Annotated in this window: 20 protein-coding genes and 4 pseudogenes; 17 read left to right on the top strand and 7 right to left on the bottom strand. The window is 67.1% G+C overall.

Going from position 1 to position 19,683, the window contains the following annotated elements:
* Positions 1-32 precede the first annotated feature (32 nt).
* From ACH4EW_RS01345 to ACH4EW_RS01365, 5 genes and pseudogenes are all read left to right on the top strand, one after another.
* On the top strand, positions 33-635 hold the full coding sequence (locus ACH4EW_RS01345) for a Uma2 family endonuclease (RefSeq protein WP_398249898.1): 603 nt from the start codon (positions 33-35) through the stop codon (positions 633-635).
* A gap of 7 nt (positions 636-642) precedes the next feature.
* Positions 643-873: pseudogene (locus tag ACH4EW_RS01350) on the top strand (SAM-dependent methyltransferase); the annotation flags it as partial.
* Positions 874-992: 119 nt separating this feature from the next.
* Entirely contained in the window at positions 993-1,763 is a 771-nt protein-coding gene (locus ACH4EW_RS01355) for a class II aldolase/adducin family protein (protein WP_398249900.1), read from the top strand.
* Between the two features lie 113 nt (positions 1,764-1,876).
* Positions 1,877-3,145, top strand: coding sequence for a hypothetical protein (locus tag ACH4EW_RS01360; protein WP_398249902.1), 1,269 nt, complete (start codon positions 1,877-1,879; stop codon positions 3,143-3,145).
* Positions 3,146-3,280: 135 nt separating this feature from the next.
* On the top strand, positions 3,281-3,793 hold the full coding sequence (locus tag ACH4EW_RS01365) for a DoxX family protein (RefSeq protein ID WP_398251209.1): 513 nt from the start codon (positions 3,281-3,283) through the stop codon (positions 3,791-3,793).
* A gap of 18 nt (positions 3,794-3,811) precedes the next feature.
* Here ACH4EW_RS01365 and ACH4EW_RS01370 read toward each other — a convergent pair whose 3' ends face one another.
* Positions 3,812-4,399, bottom strand: a complete 588-nt coding sequence (locus tag ACH4EW_RS01370) for an XRE family transcriptional regulator (RefSeq protein ID WP_398249904.1) — start codon at positions 4,397-4,399, stop codon at positions 3,812-3,814.
* 287 nt (positions 4,400-4,686) lie between these two features.
* Between ACH4EW_RS01370 and ACH4EW_RS01375 the strand changes: the two genes are divergently transcribed.
* Positions 4,687-4,881 (top strand): hypothetical protein, encoded by a 195-nt coding sequence (locus ACH4EW_RS01375; protein ID WP_398249906.1) that lies wholly within the window; start codon positions 4,687-4,689, stop codon positions 4,879-4,881.
* A 319-nt stretch (positions 4,882-5,200) separates the two neighbouring features.
* Here the strand turns inward: ACH4EW_RS01375 and ACH4EW_RS01380 are convergent, their stop codons facing one another.
* From ACH4EW_RS01380 to ACH4EW_RS01390, 3 genes are read right to left on the bottom strand one after another with little or no spacing between them, the layout of a single operon-like run.
* Complete coding sequence (locus ACH4EW_RS01380) at positions 5,201-6,745, bottom strand: recombinase family protein (protein ID WP_398249908.1); 1,545 nt, start codon at positions 6,743-6,745, stop codon at positions 5,201-5,203.
* Between the two features lie 39 nt (positions 6,746-6,784).
* On the bottom strand, positions 6,785-7,048 hold the full coding sequence (locus tag ACH4EW_RS01385) for a hypothetical protein (protein ID WP_398249910.1): 264 nt from the start codon (positions 7,046-7,048) through the stop codon (positions 6,785-6,787).
* Positions 7,035-8,372: a PspC domain-containing protein gene (locus ACH4EW_RS01390; protein ID WP_398249912.1), complete on the bottom strand. Its 1,338-nt coding sequence runs from the start codon at positions 8,370-8,372 to the stop codon at positions 7,035-7,037. Before ACH4EW_RS01390 ends, ACH4EW_RS01385 begins: the two co-directional genes overlap by 14 nt.
* 202 nt (positions 8,373-8,574) lie before the next feature.
* Here ACH4EW_RS01390 and ACH4EW_RS01395 point away from each other — a divergent pair, with 202 nt between their 5' ends.
* Both ACH4EW_RS01395 and ACH4EW_RS01400 read left to right on the top strand, forming a co-directional pair.
* Positions 8,575-9,873, top strand: coding sequence for a PspC domain-containing protein (locus tag ACH4EW_RS01395; RefSeq protein ID WP_398249914.1), 1,299 nt, complete (start codon positions 8,575-8,577; stop codon positions 9,871-9,873).
* Complete coding sequence (locus ACH4EW_RS01400) at positions 9,857-10,549, top strand: LuxR C-terminal-related transcriptional regulator (protein ID WP_398249916.1); 693 nt, start codon at positions 9,857-9,859, stop codon at positions 10,547-10,549. The genes ACH4EW_RS01395 and ACH4EW_RS01400 overlap by 17 nt, the downstream gene beginning before the upstream one ends.
* Before the next feature lie 23 nt (positions 10,550-10,572).
* Here the strand turns inward: ACH4EW_RS01400 and ACH4EW_RS01405 are convergent, their stop codons facing one another.
* Entirely contained in the window at positions 10,573-10,992 is a 420-nt protein-coding gene (locus ACH4EW_RS01405) for an ATP-binding protein (RefSeq protein ID WP_398249918.1), read from the bottom strand.
* Positions 10,993-11,236: 244 nt separating this feature from the next.
* Between ACH4EW_RS01405 and ACH4EW_RS01410 the strand changes: the two genes are divergently transcribed.
* The 9 genes and pseudogenes from ACH4EW_RS01410 to ACH4EW_RS01450 all read left to right on the top strand — a co-directional run bounded on the left by ACH4EW_RS01410 (position 11,237) and on the right by ACH4EW_RS01450 (position 17,753).
* Positions 11,237-12,109: a helix-turn-helix domain-containing protein gene (locus tag ACH4EW_RS01410; RefSeq protein WP_398249920.1), complete on the top strand. Its 873-nt coding sequence runs from the start codon at positions 11,237-11,239 to the stop codon at positions 12,107-12,109.
* 13 nt (positions 12,110-12,122) lie between these two features.
* Entirely contained in the window at positions 12,123-12,320 is a 198-nt protein-coding gene (locus ACH4EW_RS01415) for a DUF397 domain-containing protein (protein WP_398249922.1), read from the top strand.
* Between the two features lie 285 nt (positions 12,321-12,605).
* Positions 12,606-12,782: a helix-turn-helix domain-containing protein gene (locus tag ACH4EW_RS01420; RefSeq protein ID WP_398249923.1), complete on the top strand. Its 177-nt coding sequence runs from the start codon at positions 12,606-12,608 to the stop codon at positions 12,780-12,782.
* A gap of 329 nt (positions 12,783-13,111) precedes the next feature.
* Positions 13,112-14,035 carry a GNAT family N-acetyltransferase gene (locus ACH4EW_RS01425; RefSeq protein ID WP_398249925.1) on the top strand — a complete coding sequence of 308 codons (924 nt, stop codon included), beginning with the start codon at positions 13,112-13,114 and terminating at the stop codon, positions 14,033-14,035.
* 181 nt (positions 14,036-14,216) lie between these two features.
* Positions 14,217-14,380, top strand: a pseudogene (locus tag ACH4EW_RS01430) (site-specific integrase); the annotation flags it as partial.
* Positions 14,381-14,533: 153 nt separating this feature from the next.
* The gene (locus tag ACH4EW_RS01435) at positions 14,534-15,757 is read left to right on the top strand and encodes an MFS transporter (RefSeq protein WP_398249927.1); all 1,224 of its coding nucleotides are present in this window, start codon (positions 14,534-14,536) and stop codon (positions 15,755-15,757) included.
* Positions 15,758-15,932: 175 nt separating this feature from the next.
* On the top strand, positions 15,933-16,169 hold the full coding sequence (locus tag ACH4EW_RS01440; protein ID WP_398251295.1) for a hypothetical protein: 237 nt from the start codon (positions 15,933-15,935) through the stop codon (positions 16,167-16,169).
* Between the two features lie 168 nt (positions 16,170-16,337).
* Positions 16,338-17,011, top strand: a pseudogene (locus tag ACH4EW_RS01445) (PhzF family phenazine biosynthesis protein).
* Between the two features lie 58 nt (positions 17,012-17,069).
* Positions 17,070-17,753: a maleylpyruvate isomerase family mycothiol-dependent enzyme gene (locus ACH4EW_RS01450; protein WP_398249929.1), complete on the top strand. Its 684-nt coding sequence runs from the start codon at positions 17,070-17,072 to the stop codon at positions 17,751-17,753.
* A 144-nt stretch (positions 17,754-17,897) separates the two neighbouring features.
* On the opposite strand, the gene ACH4EW_RS01455 is transcribed toward ACH4EW_RS01450, so the two are convergent.
* A complete protein-coding gene (locus ACH4EW_RS01455; RefSeq protein ID WP_398249930.1) occupies positions 17,898-18,812 on the bottom strand; it encodes an aminoglycoside phosphotransferase family protein in 915 nt (304 codons plus the stop codon).
* A gap of 92 nt (positions 18,813-18,904) precedes the next feature.
* Positions 18,905-19,655 (bottom strand): annotated as a pseudogene (locus tag ACH4EW_RS01460) (GNAT family N-acetyltransferase).
* Positions 19,656-19,683 lie beyond the last annotated feature (28 nt).

The following is a 19,683-nucleotide window of genomic DNA, read 5'->3' on the forward strand; positions in this document are numbered from 1 at the left end:
AAGAGACGAGACTCACTCGCATGGGAGCAATCATGAGTGCCGCACCCGAGTTCGAGTTGGACGAGAAGTACAACTATCCGGTCCCCCCGCCCGGCGGCTGGACGGCTGACGACCTCGACCGGCTGCCGAACCTGCCAAGGCGCACGGAGTTGATCGACGGGAGCCTCGTTTTCATGAGTCCGCAGACCAAGTTTCATATGCGAACCATGCGTCTGCTGGAAAACGCACTTCTTGACCAGGCCCCGGATGATCTCGATGTCTTCCGGGAATTCAGCATCAGGCTGAACAAGCGGAACCGACCTGAGCCGGACGTGCTCGTGGTGCCTCTCGGGGCCGATACCGGTCCAAAAGATACGTGGCTCCGGCCGGAGGACGTCATTCTGGCCGTGGAGGTCGTCTCTGAGGAATCGGAAGACAGAGACCGTGAGGTCAAGCCCCGCAAGTACGCCGCCGCAGGCGTGCGGTACTTCTGGCGGGTGGAGCAGAACGAGGGCCTGCCGGTCGTGTACGTCTACGAACTCGATCCCGCGCTCAGGGCCTACGTGGCCACCGGCATCCACCACAACAGGCTGAAGCTGGACGTGCCCTTCCCCATCGAGATCGACCTCACTGCGATCAACCGCCGCCGCCCGTAAAAATTGGCAGGCCGAGGCCGCGGGGCTGCGGCCACTCCAGGTGACCGTCGCCGACCAGCGCGAATGGGACCTCTTCGAAGCGAACGCCAACATCGGACGGGGCGAGCGGTGGGCGCTGGCCAACCCCGGGCATCCGCTGCACGACGGTGTCGTCGCGGCGGTCGACGAGCGGCGCACCGGCTACTACGGGGGCTACCGGGGAACGCTCGGCCTGGCCTACCTCGTGCTCAGCGCCTGAAAGGGCCCCCGGACCCGTACCCGGACCGGTGCGTGAATCGGTATGTGATCGCTCTGGCCACCTGTGGTGACCAGCGGTACCTTCCGAGCCGGATGCCCTGGTAGCCCTGAGGAGTCACCATGCCCGAGCCCACACCGATACCCGTGGAACAGCTGCAGTTCGTGATGCCGCCCGTCCATCAGTCGGTCGACGAGGAACGCGCGTACCGCAAGGAGCGGCTGGCCGGGGCGCTCAGGCTGTTCGGGGAGTACGGGTACGAGGACGGCGTTTCCGGCCACATCACCGCGCGGGACCCGGAGTTCACCGACTGCTTCTGGGTCAACCCCTTCGGGGCCCCGTTCGACGGGCTCGCGCCGGACGAGCTGATCCTGGTCAACGGGGAGGGACAGGTCGTCGAGGGTCGGCACCACGTCAATCAGGCGGCGTTCGCCGTCCATGCGCAGGTGCACCGGGCCCGCCCGGACGTCGTCGCCGTCGCGCACACCCACTCCATGCACGGCCGGGCTCTGTCCGCGCTCGGCGAGCTCATCGAACCGATCACCCAGGAGTCCTGCGCCTTCTACGAGGACCATGTCCTGTACGACGCGTACACCGGGGTCGTCGTGGACGAGGAGGAGGGGTGCCGGATCGCCGCCGCGCTCGGCGGGCGCAAGGCGATCGTGCTGCGCAACCACGGGCTTCTGACCGTCGGTGACTCGGTGGACGCGGCCGCTTGGTGGTTCATCGCGCTTGAGCGCTCCTGCCAGGTGCAGCTGGCCGCGCGGGCAGCCGGAAAGCCGGTGCTGATCGAGCACCGGGACGCGGTCACCACCCGTGAGCAGCTCGGCAGCGACCTGGTGGCCTGGATCAACTATCAGCCACTGTGGCGCCGGATCAGTCGCACATTCTGACGATACGCGCCGACGGGCCGCCCCGATGCGGTCCCGAGCCCGTCCGTACGGCACAATTCGCAGCAATCACTGTCGAGTTGGCTGGACCGGGGCTTGAAAGGGCGGCGTTCTCCGTGGCGTTGGACGAGGCGAGGGCGAGCAGCAAGCACGGCGGCGGCTGCACGTGCGGCGACTGCCCGCACGGGGCGCGCGAGGGCCACCGGCGCGCGGTGGCCGCCTTCCTGGCCAAGCGGGACGAACTCGCCGCAGGTCAGGGGCTGCCGCCCGGGGTCGCCCGGTCCGCCTCCGCGACCCGCCAGTGGGTCTCGGACGAGCTGACCCAGTCGGCAAGGACCGTCGCCGAACGGGGCCGGGAAGCGGGCGATGTCTGGCTGTACCGGGTGTGGCGGCGCACCCTGATCGCGGTGTGGGGGAGCTTCGCCGTGCTCGTCGTCGCCGAGACCGCCACCGCCATCGGCGCGGGCTGGACCAACGCCCGTACGGCGGGACTGGTCGCCGGACTCGTCACCGCGGGCCTGCTCACCTGCGCCGCCCATGTCCACCGGGCCCGCGGCGGCCTCCTCGCCCCGGTGATCGGCGAGGACAACCGGCTCTCCACCTCCCGGGCGGTCGCCGCGTCCTGGGTGCTGCTGGCGGTCTTCTCCGTGCTCGTGCTGGCCCTCCAGCTGGCGGGTGCCTCGGGGCACGCCGAGCGCGACGAACTGATCGAGGGGCTGGATCTGGCCAGGGGCGCGGGAATGGTGACCGTGCTTGCGCTGGTGTGCGCCGTCGCCGTGGTCGTACGCCGGGTGGTGGCCGTACGGGCCCTGTCCGGGCGGCTGCAGAAGCTGCGGGCCGACCGGCCGCGCGCCGCCGATCTGCTCACCGACGACTCCGGGCGGGGCAGCTTCACGGATGTGCAGTACGTGCTGGTGAGCACCGTCGCCGTACTGTTCGCCGCGGTCCGGCTGGGCCGCAGGCCCGAGCAACTGCCCGACCTGCCGTGGGGGCTTGCGCTGCTGGTCACTGTCTCGGCGCTCGCGTACTTCGCGGGGAAGTACACGGAGGGCGGGCGTCCGGTGGTGCTCTCGGTGGTCCGGGCCCGGGAGGCCGGGGATCTGGACGCGCCGATCCGTACCGGCGACGACATCGAGATCCGCGGTGCGGGCTTCGTGCCGCCCGGTGCCGGGGCGCCGGACCGGCTGACCCGCATGGTCGTCCGGATCGGCCGGGTGCATGTGCATGTGCCGCTGATCCCGGTGCCCGGCGGCTTCGCCAACCCGACCGATGGCGTGCTCACCGTGCCGGTACCGGTGGAGGTGGAACCGGGGCTGGTGGAGGTGCAGGTCGTGACCGCTGCCGGGGTGGAGACGAACCGTGTCGAGATCGATGTGACGGACTGACTGCCGCAACCCGTGCCCCGCCGCGGGGTGACGGATACCGGCCGATCGGATGCCTCACCGGGCGAGCCGCGCGTTCCCGACGTACGTATGGTCTGTTGACGGGTCTACGGAAGGCGGCGCAGCCACATGCAGGACATTCGGGGTTACGGCACGAACGTACGCGGTCTCGGTGAGCCGAGAGGGCTCAAGGAGCTGGCGCGGGAGCATGCCCTCCTGCCCCTGCGGCTCTTTCTCGGTGTCACCTTCATCTACGCGGGGCTCGACAAGCTGACGGACAGTTCCTTCTTCCACGCGAGCGGCGCCGGCTCCATCGGCGAGACGTTGCACGCGGTACGCGACTCGTCCGCGATCCCGGCCCTCGTCGACCTCGCGCTGAGGAGCCCCGTCGCCTTCGGGTACGCCATCGCCTTCGGTGAACTCGCCGTCGGCATCGGCACCCTCATCGGGCTGTGGGCACGGCTCGCCGCGCTCGGCGGGGCGCTGATCTCGCTGAGCCTGTGGCTGACCGTGAGCTGGCAGGTCGAGCCGTACTACCTCGGCAACGACCTAGCGTACCTGTTTTGCTGGGTGCCGATCGTGCTGGCAGGGGCACCCATGTTCTCGGTAGATGCCCTGCTCAGGGGGCGTAGGCGGGGGAGTCTTCGTTAGTCCGGCGTCACACCGGCATCAAGACCCGAGAGAGACAGGAACCCCCCTGGACCACAGCTCCTCTGCATGCTCGGCGAACCTGTCGAACATGCCGCCGTCCCCCTGTCGGCGCAGGTGCAGTAGCGGGGAGTCATGGCCAACCAGTCGGGCCAGGTGGGGCGTCACCAGGGCTTCTGAGTCGAATCGGAAGACAGAGAGGCTGACATGGTTCACCGAGTCCTCTGCGGCGCTGTAGCGGGCCTCCAGGCCCTCCAGGGGGCCAAGCTTGCCTAGTTCCCCCAGGGTCATCCGGATGCGGGTGGAGACAGTCAGGGGTACGTCCTCGATGACCTCCCGCTGTCGAGTCACCTCCCCATCGGGGTCGCCCAGGAGGAACCGGATGCGGCAACCGGCCGCAGCCTTCTCCTTCAACAGTCCTGAAAAGTTGGGGAGTTGAGTCCAGAAAAAGTAGTTCGTGAAGCCACACAGGGTGATCTCACACTGTGCCGACTGGACCAAGTCAGCCCACACAGTCGATGGGCATGCGGATCGGTAAGGGTAGCTGTGAACGATCTCCCGGTCAGTGCCGGTCTTGATTCGTTCCTTTACGACCGAGGGCCACAACATTTCTTCATTCACTCCCAGGGTGCGGGCAGCGTCAGTGCGGTTTCTCGCGTGCGGTGTCAGATCTCCGTTCGAGAGCCATCGTTCCACCTGCTTCGGAGATACCCCCACTCGGTATGCCAATTGCCTGGGAGACAGGTTCGCGCCCTCCATGGCCGAACGTAGAGCTGCGTTCAAGTCAACCCCCCTGGCGTAGACGTTTGGGCCTTCTCCAAACCCTAGACCCCCACGGCCCAACTGTCCCTGCTCAGTGGGGAGATACGTCCCCCAGGGGGCGCCATGGTCGAGCCATGACCGAACCCACCCGGTACTCGACTCCCCCTATCGATCTCCCCTTGGACCCATGGTTGTTGGAAGGTACGCCGGTCAACGGCTGCAAGATCTGCATGGCGCTGGCCAGGGAACGTAAGGCCGCACTCAGCCGCAAAGACATGACCAAGGCTTACGAGACAAGCCGAGAAATCAGGAACCACCGCCATGACTAGCCGCGCCGTCTTCAAGTTCATCGAACACACCATCCGGCATGTGCCGGACGGCGGGATCGTCGCTGAGCTGCATTTACTCTGTGAGGACATGAGAGAGCCCCGGCCACTAGAGCCGGGGCCTTCTTCTGTTTGAAGAAGCTAAGGCAGCGCAGTGAGTAACTAGCCTCTCTAGAGGCATCCCCCTTGAAGGGATGCCCTTTTGGGAAGCAGGCGCTTTTGCCGTGTACTAGAACGATCCCCAGGTATGAGAAAACCCCGGCAATTCGACTGCCGGGGGCTATCTCTGTATTCCCGCCGTGCCCATGCAGGGCGGATCGCGTCAGTGAACCGTGAACGGTTCACTCAGATTGCCTAGGTCTGCCTCTGCGCCGAAGTCGAGAGTGTTCGATACTCCCTTTACGAGAGGATTTAGCCGGATGCTGATACCGGCTTTCAGTAGATGCCGTGTCCTCTCGGCCTCATTGTTCTTGTTCCGCTCCCACATGTGTCGGAATGTTTCCCCGGTTTCCCGGAACTCGTAACGGTCCGGCTTGTCCCCCTCGGCTGACAGAGAGTCGTGCTCTTCGAAGAGGGCTGCAATCTCATCTTCTGTGGACTTCTTGGCGAAACCGGCCGAGTTCCTGCCTCCCGGCCTAACAGACTGCTGTAGCTCCTGGACGTAGGTCTCGATCTCCTGGAGCCTCTGGGAGTTGCTAGAGCCCTTTACGTAGATCCTCTCGAACATGGGGAAGTCTCCGACTACTCCGACGATCATTGTCTCTACGATCTCCTGTACCTTCTCGGCGCGGAATGCGTAGCCCTTGCCGCAGGATTTCCTGTTAGCCGCAGCGTTGCAGCGATAGACCGGCTTTCCTTGTTGCCTTTCCGGATTGAAGAGGTAGAGGTTACGGCCGCAACCCCCGCACAGTACTACTCCTCGATAGGCCGTCGTGTTCTTTGTGGTGCGGCGAGCGGAGCTAGGGCGGTTTTGCATTTCCTCCTGGAGCTTCCCCCACTCTTCATCGGACAGGATCGAGTCGGCCATCCTGATTTTTCCCTCAGCCGTAAGAATCGGCTGTGCTCGGCCATACTTCTTTCCGGGAACCTTAATTTCCTCGCACTTCCATCCGAGGATAGTTTCTGACTGGAGAATGGAAGTGATGGAGCGAGGTCGCCATACGGGTTGCTGTGCTCCCATTTCTTTCCGCCGGTCGGACATTCGGTCCGCTCCGGGGGAGGGAATACCTTCCTTGTTGAAGCTATCGGCGATCTCTGAGTATGCCTGCCCGGCCATGACTCGTCGGTGCATTTCCCGGATCACCTTGGCCTGAGACTCCCGGATGCGGAGATACATTGCCCCGTCTTCTCCCCGGTAGGTCTCGTACCCGTAGGGAGGATTACCCTTGGCCCAGACATTCTTGGTCTTGGCGTACTTCTGAAAGCTCTTGACGCGGATACTGATGTTCTGAGCTTCCATCTGGGCGATGGCTGCAAACAGATCGATGATGACATGTCGGAAAGGGCCGACCATGTCGAGTACCGGTTCCTTTACGGATGCCAGAGACTTTCCGCCGTGCTGTTCTGCCCACCGGATCATATCTTGCATGTCTTCGACCTTGCGAACGAATCTGTCCATCTTCCAGAACAGAATTAGGTCGAATTCAGGGGCTCGATTATTCAGCCACTCTCCGAGATCAGGTCTCTTGAGCGGCGGTGTTTTGGTTGCCGAAATGTGGGCGTCTTTGGCAACGCCGACTTCCGCCCATCCCAGATGCGCCCTCTCTGCGATGTGCTGTCGGCAGTCCTGTAGCTGCCTCTCCAGGGAGGTGGATGCGTCTGTCTCGTTGCTGATCCGCAGGGCGATCAGGACCCGTACCGGCTTCATGAGGCATGACCCTACAAGAGCGGTACGGCAACGCCTGGCCTACCTCATGGCCTGGCTGCCGCTGCTGCTCGGCGGGGCCACGGCGTTCTCCGCGGACGCCCTTCTCGCATCACGACGGCGACGGATCATGTAGTTCACCCAGGTCGTGGTGGCGGCCAGCCAGAGGCCGCCGAAGAACAGCGGGAAGAAGAAGACCCACGTGGCGTCCCAGGCCCCCGCGGCGTCCGCCGCGTATCCCGCTGCCAGAACGAGCATGACCACACCCGCCACCGCCCGCCCCGGACGGATCTCATGACGCAGCACGGGTGACCTCCACCTGTCCGATGCCGACTTCGAGAGTGAGCTCGACCGTTCCGGCCGGTTCGCTGCCCGGGGGCGGCGGAAGCGTTCTGCGCTCCTGCTGCGAGGGGGTGATGTTCACATCGCCGGGCGGGCCGGCCTGCGCATCGCTCGGCCGGCTGACCGGCAGCCTGATGTCGCCGAGGCCCGCCCGTGCGTCCACCTTCACCGTCACCGCCTCAGGTACGACGACGACCGCGCGGCCCGCCCCGACGTTCACCTCCGTACGGACGGTGTCGCCCCGGGGGACCGTGATCTCGGTGAGGTCCAGCCGTGCCACCCCGGACCCCAGTTCGTAGTGCGGCCGGACCGCCGCCACCGAGGCCGGCTGCCAGCTCTCGTGCACCCACTGGGTGGTGATGTCCTTCGGCAGTACGGACGAGCCCGCCAGCAGGGCCGCCGTGATCATCGACAGCATGACCGTGCCGAACCCGGTCCGCCCGAGGAATGCGCTGACCAGCATCCCGAGCCCGAACACCGCCAGCGCACCGGCCAGACCGATCTGCAGACTCGTACCGAACGGCTGGGAGTCCCAGCTCAGCCCCATGCCCAGACCGCCCGCGATCAGCGCGAACAGGAACACAAGACCACCGATCGAGGTCGGGCCCCTGGTGCCGGCCTCCTGCCGGGGCGCGCGGAACGGGTCCTGGGGCGTCGCCCCCCGAGGGCGTACCGCCCAGCCGTCGAGCCCCTCATCGGCCGGACCCCACAGATAGCCGGGACCCAGCGGCCCCGAGGTGCCGTCCTTGATGATCGGATCCCGCCACCACGACGGGCCGCCCGGCGACGGCGGAGCCTTCACCTCGGGCGGCGCGTCCGCCACCGCCTGCGCGGTCGCCGGATGGAGCGGGTCCGCGGGCGCCGCCGTCCTGCGGTTCTGCGTCCAGACGGCGAAGCCGACGACCGCGAGCGACAGCATCGCGGAGAACGCCAGCGTGCCGCCGTTGCCCAGCATGGAGAGGAACAGCCCGCAGCCGATCAGCGCGAGCAGCGCCGCGATCAGCGACGCCCCCTCGACGCGGCCGGACAGCAGCCTGCGCGCCTCGTTCTCGTCCTCGCCGTCCAGGGGGATCAGCAGCCAGGCGAAGCCGTAGAAGATCAGCCCGATGCCGCCGGTGACGGACAGCACACCGAGCACGATCCGGAAGATAACCGGATCGACGTCGCAGTACCGGCCGAGCCCGCCGCACACCCCGGCCACGACCTTGTGCCGCTGGCTGCGCCGCAGCTGGGGTCCCGGCTCGGGGGGCGGTGCGACACCGGGGGAGGTGCCCTGGGGAACGGTCATGGCTCCATGGTGACGGGCCGAGCGCCTGTCCGGGACCCGCGCCGACCCTGGCCGATCCCTGATATTGGCGCGGCGTTCCCCTGGGGGAGGCAAGCCGGTACCGGGCCCGCGGCCCTTGGGGCGGCGCCCACGCGGACTCTCAGGGTCCGGTCGGGGGCGGACCCTGATGCCGTCGCCCGTACGGACATGTGACGATCGGGTCATGCCAGCCGCCATGCCCCGAGCCGCAAGCTCCCTCAGCACCGACCCGGAGGAGCCTCCGCTGCGCAAGCTGTACCGCAGCGCCGACGGACGGCTGCTCGGCGGCGTCGCGCGCGGTCTCGCCGGACATCTCGGGCTGCCCGTCGTCTGGGTGCGTTTCCTCTTCGTCGGCCTGTTCTTCGCCGATGGTCTCGGCGCGCTGCTCTATGCCGTGTTCTGGATCGTGGTCCCGCTCGGCGTCGGCGGCGTGGAGGCGCCGCGCTCCGTCTTCGAGACCGCCCCGGACGGCAGACGCCGGCTCCGTAAACCCGACAAGGGTCAGGTCTTCGCCCTCATCGCGCTGATCATCGGCGCGGTGAGCTTCATCAGCAACGTCGACATGGGCAGCGAGGCCGACCGCTACATCTGGCCCACGCTGCTGATCGGCGCAGGTTCCGTCCTGGTGTGGCGGCAGGCCGACAACGCCCGGCGCGCCCGCTGGATGGAGGTCGGCAACCGCCGCCGGGTCCTGCATCTGGCCCGGGGGCTGGCCGGGGTCGCCCTGGTCGGCCTGGGCCTGGCCGTCTTCATGGTGGTACGCGGTTCCGCGGCCCAGCTCGGCAACGTCCTGACCGCCGCGATCGCCGTCCTCACCGGCATCGCGCTGCTGGCCGGCCCCTACCTCGTACGCATGACCCAGGACCTCTCCGAGGAACGCACCATGCGCATCAGGGCGCAGGAGCGTGCCGAGGTCGCCGCCCATGTCCACGACTCGGTGCTGCACACCCTCACCCTGATTCAGCGCCACGCGGACGACGCGGGCGAGGTCCGCAGACTGGCCCGCGCCCAGGAACGCGAACTGCGCAACTGGCTGTACAACCCCGAGGGCACCGGCAAGGACGAGGACGACGAACCCGAGACCCTCGCCGAGGCGGTCAAGCGCGCCGCGGCCGAGGTCGAGGACAAGCACGGCGTCCCGCTGGAGGTCGTCGTCGTCGGCGACTGCCCGCTGGACGAGAAGCTGGCCGCGCAGATGCAGGCCGCGCGCGAGGCGATGGTCAATGCCGCCAAGTACGGTGGCGACGGCGGGGCCGTGCAGGTCTTCGCGGAGGTCGAGGGCCGCACGGTCTTCGTCTCGGTGCGCGACCGGGGGCCGGGATTCGACCTGGATTCCGTGCCGGGGGACAGAATGGGCGTACGAGAATCAATCATCGGCCGGATGCAGCGCAACGGAGGTACGGCGCGGCTGCGTTCGGTGCCCGGCGGGGGCACGGAAGTCGAGCTGGAGATGGAGAGGGCGAGCGATGACCAAGACCACTGAGGCGGGCGGGGGCCCGGAGCGCCGGGTGCGGGTCGTGCTCGTCGACGACCACCGGATGTTCCGCACCGGCGTCCAGGCCGAGATCGGGCGCACCGAGGAGACGGGCGTCGAGGTGGTCGGCGAGGCCGCCGACGTCGACCAGGCGGTCACCGTCATCACGGCGACCCGCCCCGAGGTCGTCCTCCTCGACGTCCATCTGCCCGGCGGCGGCGGCGTCGAGGTGCTGCGCCGCTGCACCCCGCTGATGGGCGCCGAGAACCCGGTGCGGTTCCTGGCACTGTCCGTCTCGGATGCCGCCGAGGACGTCATCGGCGTCATCCGCGGTGGCGCCCGCGGCTATGTCACCAAGACCATCACCGGCACCGACCTGGTCGACTCGGTCTTCCGGGTCCAGGACGGCGACGCGGTGTTCTCGCCCCGGCTGGCCGGCTTCGTCCTCGACGCCTTCGCCTCCACGGACGCGCCGCCGGTCGACGAGGACCTGGACCGGCTCACCCAGCGTGAGCGCGAGGTGCTGCGGCTGATCGCCCGCGGCTATGCGTACAAGGAAATCGCCAAGCAACTGTTCATCTCGGTGAAGACCGTCGAGTCGCATGTCTCGGCGGTGCTGCGCAAGCTCCAGCTGTCCAACCGGCACGAGCTGACCCGCTGGGCGACGGCGCGACGGCTGGTCTGAGCCGGCGATCCGCTTCCGACCGATCAGCAGGCGCCTTCGCTGGAGAGTTTGAGCTCCACCCAGACCGCCTTTCCGATCCCGTTCCTACGTGGGCACGTCCCCCACCGATCGGCGAGGGCGATCACCAGTGCCAAGCCGCGGCCGTCCTCGTCGTCGATTCCGGCCGGGCGCGGCTTCGGGAGGTCGTCGTTCGCATCGGCCACCTCCACACGCAACGTGCCGTCGTAGAGCGCGAATCGCGTTCCGATCTCCCGGCCGGGCGAGACCCGGCCGTGCTCGACGGCGTTGGTGACGAGATCGGAGAGCAGCAGCACTGCTGTCTCGGCAGGCTCTTCGGCGATCTTCCACTCGATGAGTTGCTGCCTGAGGGCAGCCCTGGCCCGGCCGGCGCTTCTGCGGTGGCGGGGGAAGAGTTGGTGGGCTTCGGCGCTGGCGACGGACATGGCCGTGGGTGATTCTCCGGATACGGACACAGGGGTGCCCCCTCAAGGCGCGTGGCTGGATGGCGGTTTGGCGTGATGCTCACCGACCGCGTCGAGTGCGGAATGTGCCTCACTCGTAACTATCGGTAGCGTGCCCGCAGTTGAGTCAACTTGCAAGTGAGACAGGAATGTTCGATTGCGATTCCGGTGTCACTGAGTATCGTTGTGGTCACTGCAAGCAGCGTGTTGAGTTGAGGGGGCGGTTGTGACCGTCGAACAGAGGCCGACCGTGCGCCGTCGGGTCCTGGGTGCAAATCTTCGGCGACTTCGCGAGGACAACGGCCTGTACCTGGAGGACGCTGCCGAACAGCTCAGCTGCCATGCAGCGAAGGTCAGCCGCATCGAGTCAGGTCGAAGCGGGATACGGCAACTCGATCTCCGCGTACTACTCGATCTCTACGGGGTCAAAGATGCGGCGGAGCGCGAGGGTTGGCTTGCCCTCGCTCGTGAGAGTCGGCGTCAGCGCTGGTGGCGTGTACTCGAAGACCGGCTTCCTCAGGACTTCCTGGACCTCGTCGGCTTGGAGGATGAGGTGTACGAGTGCCGAGGCTTCCAACCGGCCATCGTTCCAGGGCTGTTCCAGACCAGGAGTTACGCGACAGCTGTCATTCAAGGCGGTTCGCCGGGGACGTTGGACGAGTCTCAGGAGACCAAGCTGCGGGTGCGTCTGGAGCGGCAGAAGGCGCTCACTCGCTCGGATCCGGCACCGCTCAAGGTGTGGATGGTCCTGGGAGAGGCGGCGCTGCGGCAACAGGTGGGTGGCGTCGGGGTGTTGCGCGAACAGTTGCTGCACCTCGTGGAGGTGGCACAGCTTCCGAACGTAACGTTGCAGGTACTACCCTTCACAGCGGGAGCTTGCCAGGGCGGACCGTACCCCTTCTTGATCTACAGCTTTCCACCTCCGGCGGAGCTGGAGGTGGTCCTGCTGGAGAACTTCGCGAGCCATGCCTACCTGGAGACTCGGGAGGACACGGTCCGGCTGGGAGGCGCCTTCGATCATCTTCGGGCAACTGCGCTGAGCGCGCTGAAGTCGGAGGCTCTGATCGTTGAGATCGTCAACGAGCTGAAAAACGCCTAAGGAAGAACACCTCATGCCGTCTCACCGCGTCGAATGGTTCAAGAGTTCCTACAGCGGACAGAACGGCGAGTGCGTCGAAGCCCGCCGGTCGGAAGCCGGTCTGGACCTGCGCGACACCAAGGACCGCCGGGCCGGCACCCTCGCCTTCACCGCCGCCGCCTGGAGCGCCTTCCTCGGGAACGTGAAGCAGGACGCATCCCGCAACGCATAGCCGCGAACATCCCCAAAGCCCCCGGCTTCCTTCAATTCTAGTGGTTGTCGCAACACCCCAGTTCAAGGGGTGCGATGGACTTCGAGATCCGTGAGAACCGGAAGCCGCAGGGGCCCCGGAGGTTGACCCAGGAGCGGGCCGCATACTTCCAGCTCATGGAGCAGGGCTACAGCATCCGAGAAGCGGCCCGGAACTCCAGCGGCCTGGCCGAGCACGGCCTGGTGGTCTCGGCCGGGAAGATGTCCGGGCTGTGGTACGGCCAGCCGGTCTCTCAAACTGGGGGACTTGGACGTCATCTGCGTCGTGCTCGACTGCGAGATCGGCGACCTGCTGATCCCGGAACCGCAGACGGTGACCCGCCCCGGCGAGGAGGACGTCACCCAGACTGCTGTCGGCGACGCCGCGCCGGTTCCTGCGGTGGTGCCCAAGCGTCGTGGCGGCCGGTCGCTGCCGCCGGAATGAGCCGGTATCCGAAGGGCAATCGCAAGCCCACCGCCGGGGACAACACCGTGCCGCGGACGTCGCCGCTGCACCGACAAAAGGCCGTTGCGCTGGTCGGTCGGACAGGGTGATCGAAAAGGGTTTGCGGACAGGGGCGGCGATTGGCTAGACGTTACGGCGGAATCCCCACCATGAGGGTGAGGGGCCACGACAGCGAAAGGAGGGATAAGCCCATGATCGCCATGATCACCGCGCTTGTGTCCTCCCGGGGTGCGGACCACATCTGACCTCGGAGCGGACGGGCGCCTCCACCGGAGCGTGCTTTGACTCTGAAACAGAAGGACCTGACCATGCGTCCGATCAGCGGACGCGAAGAACTCGACCTCTTCTCCCAACTGCCTTACACCCTCAACGGGGAATTGGCGGACGACCTTGCCGCCGGCCGCCGACGTCCGGAATGGATGTGGGTCGCCCTTCGCGGCGAGCGCCTACTGGCCAGGGTCGCATGGTGGGGTCGGATCGGTGACGACACACCGTTCCTTTTGGATATTTTCGACATCGACGACAGCAGCGCGGATCGCGATCGCGTGGACATCGGCGTGCGGCTGCTGCGGGCTGCCACGGCCGCAGTGGTTCCAGCCGGCGCGCGTCCACCCGAGTACAACCGGGCCGTCCCACCCGATTGGCGCGAGGGCGGAGTGACCGGGCGCATCGTCGAGGACCGCATGCTCGCCCTAGAACGGACCGGCGCCCGGCAGTTCGTCGAACGGCTGCTTCTGGAGTGGCGTCCCGGGACGCCACTCCCCGAGCGGAGGGGGCGCCTGGCGTTCCGGCCGGTCCGCGACACCGAGGAAATCCTCGCCCTGATGACTCGGGTCCTGGACGGAACGCTGGACGCGCACAGCAGGGACGACCTGACCCGGATGTCCCCACGCGAAGCGGCGGCCAGGCACTATGAGGAGGAACTCGCGCACTTCCGGAGCCCGCAGGACTGGTGGCGGATCGCGACACTGCCGGACGGCGAGCCGGTGGGGTTCGTCACCCCGGCCCGCAACGACTACAACCCCGTCATCGGCTACCTCGCCGTACTCCCCGAACACCGGGGCAACGGCTACATCGACGAGATCCTTGCCGAAGGCACCCGGATCCTCAGCGCGCAGGATGTCCCCCGCATCCGGGCAGCCACGGATCTCGGCAACACCCCCATGGCGAACGCCTTCCAGCGCATCGGATACGTCAACTTCGCACGCCGGATCTGCATGATCTGGAGCTGACCGAGGGCGCGGGGCTCCCGCAACGGCGTCCCGCCCACTCACCCGCGATCAACACAGTGAACTGCATCACACCAGCGAAGCCGGAATGCAACACGCACTGCCCCCATCGTCACGAACGCGGCGTCAAAACTCGCATTTCCAATCACGACTCCGACTGCACACGGCCTCTGCGGACACAAACCACACCGCCCTGACCCATCTCGGCGAACAGGCCGCGTCGCTGCTGATGCTGATGGCGAAGTCGCGGCACGAGAAGCCGGAGAACATCCACCGCTAATTCAAACCGTCCCCGGAGCCATCGCCGAGCTCACCAGCTTGCTCGCCCCCGGCGACAGCCACCGGTGAGCGTGCGGTGCTGCCGTGGCCGATGCGTACCCGTATCCGCGTCCATGCCGCCAACGGTCTGATAATGGCGGGCCGTGGGCGGGACTGGGCCAACTGCTAGAATGGACGTGTTGGCCTTCGGCGCCCCAACGGGTGTGTCCGGAGGCTTTTTTCATGCCTTCTGACACATCTGCGTCCAGCGCGCTTCCCACCACCAGCTACCGTGGCCTGCTCCGCAACCGTGAGTTCGCCGGGTTGTATGCCAGCTTCACACTGACGGTCGCCGCGAGCACCTTGTCGGGCTTTGCCCTCGGCACGCTGGTCAACCATCAGACCCAGTCCCCGTTCCTGACAGCCGTGAGCATGTACGGCGCCACGCTCGCAACGGTGCTCGGTGCGTTGACGCTGATGTCGGTCGCGGACGGAAGCCGCCCTCGCCGAACCCTCGTCGCGCTCCAGTGCGTCTCGCTCGTGGGCGTTGCTGCACAGGCGGTTCCGGGGCTGCCGCTCGCTGCCCGGTTCGGTCTGCTCCTTGTGCTGGGGTTCTTCCAGTCCCTGGGAACCGGAACGCGGATGGGGCTGCTCGCCGAGGTGGTGCCGACCTCCACGTATGCACTGGCACGTTCGCTGATGAACATCACCTCAGGCGGTATGGCCATCCTCGGCTACGCCATCGGCGCCGTACTTCTGCGGTACCTGAGCCCGCAAGAGGTCTTCGTCGCCGCGACGGCCCTGACCGGAGTGGGATTGATCATTGTGGCTGTGACTGTCCGGGAACGCTCGATCCGTCTGACCCCTCGCCCTGGGCTGCGCCAGACCTGGACAACGAACATCGCGCTCTTCTCCCACTCCGGCCAGCGCACTCTGCTGTTGAACCTGTGGGTCCCCAACGGCCTGATCGTCGGCTGCGAGGCTCTGTTCATCTCCTACGCCCCACATCACGCCGGCGTCTTCCTGGCCGCCGGATCAGCAGGCATGCTCCTCGGTGACCTGACTGTCGGGCGACTGCTCACCGCCGAGCAGCGACGCCGCTACGCATTCGCCCTGCGACTGCTGCTCGCAATCCCTTACCTACTGTTCGCCATCCACCCGCCCGTGCTGGTGGCGACAGCCGCGGTGTTCATCGCCAGTGCCGGGTTCGCCGCCACCCTGCCGCTCCAGGAGCAGCTTCTCGCGTTGACCCCCGATCCGGTCCGTGGCCAGGTCCAGGGAGTCGAGTCCGTCGGCCGGATGACGTGGCAGGGTATCGGAGCCGCGACCGCCGGCGGCGTTGCCCAGCACTTCACCCCCGGCACGGCCATCACTGCTGTGGCCGCAATCTCCGTCGCCATCACTGTCTTCTCCCGGCCCTTCGTGGTCCGCGCCCGAGCCGCCCGCGTCGAGACGACCAACGCATAAGCCAACCCAAGTTGGTAGCCAATTACACGAGCCTTCCACGACGGCATGAGCGGCGGGCGCGGCCGGACGCGCCTGCCGCGCCTCGCTACTCGTCGGCGGCGTCCGGGTCACGGAGGGCTCGGAGCCCGCCGGGCAGGTCGGGGAGCTTGAAGGAGTACCGGCCCAGCATGTTGACGTGGTGCGGTACGAACGGGGACAGGCGGGCGACGTCCTCGTCGCGGACCTCGTGGCCGTCGCCCCGCTGCGCGCCGAGGGCCACGACATCAAGGACGAGGGCCTGTCCTCGCTCAAGGACCGGCACATCAACTTCCTGGGCCGCTACCTGTTCAACATCAAGGCAAGCGGCCCCGGCCAGGGACTGCGCCCCTTCTGGGACCCGGACGCACCGGAAGACACTGACGATAAGGGATAGAAGGCCGTACCGAGATGACCGGGGACGCTACATGGGTGCCGGCTTCCTCGTCCTCCGCCAGGGCAGCTGCCTCACCGCGGTAAGTGCTGGTGCCACCACTGGCGCGGCCGTCGGCGATGACAGAACGGCCTGGCTCCGTGAGCCAGGAGGCGAGGGCCGGTGACCTGCTTGAATGCCCGGGCGACCCCTGACATCCTCTTTCTTCGCGTCTTCTGCGACCCGAACGGCGACCACGGCAATGTTCTGGGCGTGGTGCGCGATGGCCGCGCCTTCCCCGGAGAGGAGTCCAGACAGGCCCTCGCCCGGCAGCTGGGCTGCTCAGCGAAACGGTATTCATCGACGACGCACACAGGGGTGTCGTCGATATCTATACGCCAGGGGCGCGGCTCCCGTTCGCCGGGTACCCGCTCGTCGGCGTGGCCTGGCTCCTCGGTCTGGAGAGGCTGGAGCTTCCTGTGGGGAGTATCCCTGTCCGCCGTGTCGACGGCTTTACGTGGATCAGTGCGAGAGCGGAGTGGGTGCCGCCGCGCACGCTGCGGCAGTACGGCAGCACGCAGGAGGTCGAGGCGCTGGCGGTGCCCGAACCGGGAGAGTGGGTGTACACCTGGGCCTGGCAGGACGAGGCCGCCGGCAGAGTCCGGGCCCGGGGTTTCCCGGGCCGTGGCGACGGCATTGACGAGGACGAAGCCACCGGCGCGGCAGCGCTTCTGCTCGCCGATCGGTTGGGGCGGGCTGTTGAGGTCACCCAGGGCAGCGGGTCGCAGATCATGGCGGCCCCCGGCCCTGACGGGACGGCCAATATCGGCGGACGGGTCTGCGCTGTAGAGAATCCCGCGCGCTGAGCTCCGGGGTCATGGCCAACCGGGTGCCTGATTGCGCCCGGTTGGTAGCGTCACCGGCATGAATCAAGACCGTGTGCTCGAAGCGTTTCGTCGGGAATCCGGGGCCCTCACCGATGCTGTGTCAGGACTATCTGAGGCTGAGTGGAACCTCCCGACACGCTGCACCCCCTGGACCGTACGCGACCTGCTCGGGCACGTGTGCGTCGTGATCGATTGGCTTCCGGGGATGCTGGATGCGCCGGCACCGAGTACGGCCAAGGCTTCGGCGGCGGAGTACTACCGCCCGGACGACCGCTTTTCACGCCAGACGAACAGTGCCCGGATCGCTCTGGCTCAGGACCGGGCAGCAGAGTCGGCTGACGGCGCCGCCTTCGCCGACGATTTCGCCGCGATCTGGCGGAGAGTCGACCGGCTGTGCCGGGTCCAGCCGGCCAGCCGTATCGTGCGGACGCGTCATGGTGACGCCATGTTCTTGTCGGAGTTTCTGCTCACCCGAGTCGTTGAAGTCGCCGTGCACGGCCTCGACCTGGCTGATGCACTCGGACGCGAACCCTGGCTCACCTCGTCGGCTGGTGACGCCGTACTGGAGTTGCTTCTCGGTGCAGAGCAGATGGCGGGCGCCGACAAGTTGGGTTGGAGCCAGCCGCATTTTCTGCGCAAAGGCACCGGCCGCGAGCCACTGGATGGATCAGAGACCGCGCAGATGGAACTGCTCGGCATCCGATGGCTTGCCCTGGGCTGACACTTGCGCTCGACGGCACCCCCTTCAAGATCATCCCCGGGTAGATCCCAGAATGACTGCTGCCGACGTTCAACGGCGGCGGTGAGCGCGTCGAGCAGCTCTGCGGGGTCCAGGCATCGGATCCGGTCACAGTCACCGGGCGAATCAGCCGCTGGCCAGTGCCATGAGGAACTGCGTCTCCGCATCGTCCCGCCCCGCACACATTCTGGGAACCGCATTGAGGGCAGCCAGGGCCCGGCACCAATCCAGCACACGATGAGGAGACAGACCAGGAACCAGCGCTTCCAGTTCCTCGATCCTCTCCTCCAGCATGGCTGGATCTGCAACTCCTTCAAGCACCCAGTCCACAGCGTCGAAGTCCGGGTCGCCCCAGGTCGGCCTCGGATCGATCGCCACCAAGCGGGCGCCCGGACCAGACAGCACGTTGGCCGGATGGAGATCACCATGCACGAGTCCCACAGGCCCACTGGCTGCAAGTTCCAGGGCCGCCTCCTGGGCCTGACCAAGCACCGTCGGGGCAACCAGGCCGCTCACACGGGCCGCCGCCAGCCTGCGTTCAGTCAAGTCGAACAGGAAGTCGATCCGGTGCGAGAGAGGCCTCAGTACCGAGTGCTTCCCTGGCACGGGAGGTGAGACCCGCAGATCTCGCAGCAGGGCCGCGACCTCGGGCAGATTCCAAACGAGCTGCCGCACCGGCACTCCAGGTTCCACGTTCTCCAGCAGCAGGGCCCCGGCTGCGAGGTCCACTGCCAGCAGAGTGACAACCGACGGCGTATCTGCCCAGGCTCGCAGGGCTTCGGCCTCCTCGCGAGCGATCAAGGGCTCCGGCGTGAGCTTCAGCCACACCGAGGCACCAGTGTTCCGCTGCAAGCAGCGGAACACCCGCGAGGTACCTCCGCCACCCGCCGCAACAAGATCCAGATTCCAACGAGCGGCGAATTCACGGACGAGAGTCGGCAACTCGTCACACCAACCAAGCACATCAGCGCCGAACCGAACGACGAGCCGGTCCCGAACCTCTGGCGCGACGCAGGCCAACTCTCTCAACACGTCCCCCACAGGTGGTCGATGCAGTTCCTGCGCATCCGTATAAGCACGGTTCGTGCACGCCCCACCACATTTCACTGTCACGGAGCGTGCCGACGCGCAGATCAGTTGAGCGAGATGTTCAACTTCTCGCCGACCCTGCGGTAACCGATCCCCGCGTAGATCCGCTCCACATCCGCGTCGCCCGGCTCCAGCCACACCACCCGGCAGCCGCGCTCGAAGGCGGTGGCGGTCAGATGGGCCGAGAGCGCGGCGCCGATTCCGCGGCGGCGGAACGCATCGGCGACGGCGAGGCCGGCCAGTTCGGTGAGGCCGTCGACGGGGACCGAGCAGCCGCCCGCGCCCGCCGGGACGCCGTCGACCGTGGCGAGGGCCGCGACCCCGCCGCCTCCGGCCGCCGCGCGCAGCCAGGTCGCCTCGCCGCCCTCGGGCTCGCCCGTCCCCCCCGTATCCGTGGTGCTGGACGAGCGCTGCGGCGTCGAACTCCGCGTCGGTGACCGGTTCGGCGATCGCGAGCCGGTCCACCGGCTTCGGCGGCAACAGGTCGCCCGGGGCACACGCCAGGACCGGGACCCGGTTCTCGACGGTGAACCCGGCGGCGAGCAGCGTGGGTTCGACCGCGGGCGCCCAGCCGGGCAGATACTCCAGCCGAGGCAGCCTCGCGCGTTCGCGGAACGCCGCGATCAGGGCGTCGAGATCCTTCGCCGTCGGCTCGGCTTCCTGATCGGGTATCGCGTAGTTGGCGTACTTGATCGACCAGTTCGGGTTGTACCGCACGGTGAAAGGGCCGACCCGCAGATGGTCGGGGGAGCGCAGGGCGAGCGTACGGGCATGGGTCTGGACATCGACGTCCATGGGCACGTGCGTTTGTCCTCCGGCCGGT

The sequence above is a fragment of the Streptomyces sp. NPDC018000 genome, from assembly GCF_044328025.1.
Classification (GTDB): domain Bacteria; phylum Actinomycetota; class Actinomycetes; order Streptomycetales; family Streptomycetaceae; genus Streptomyces.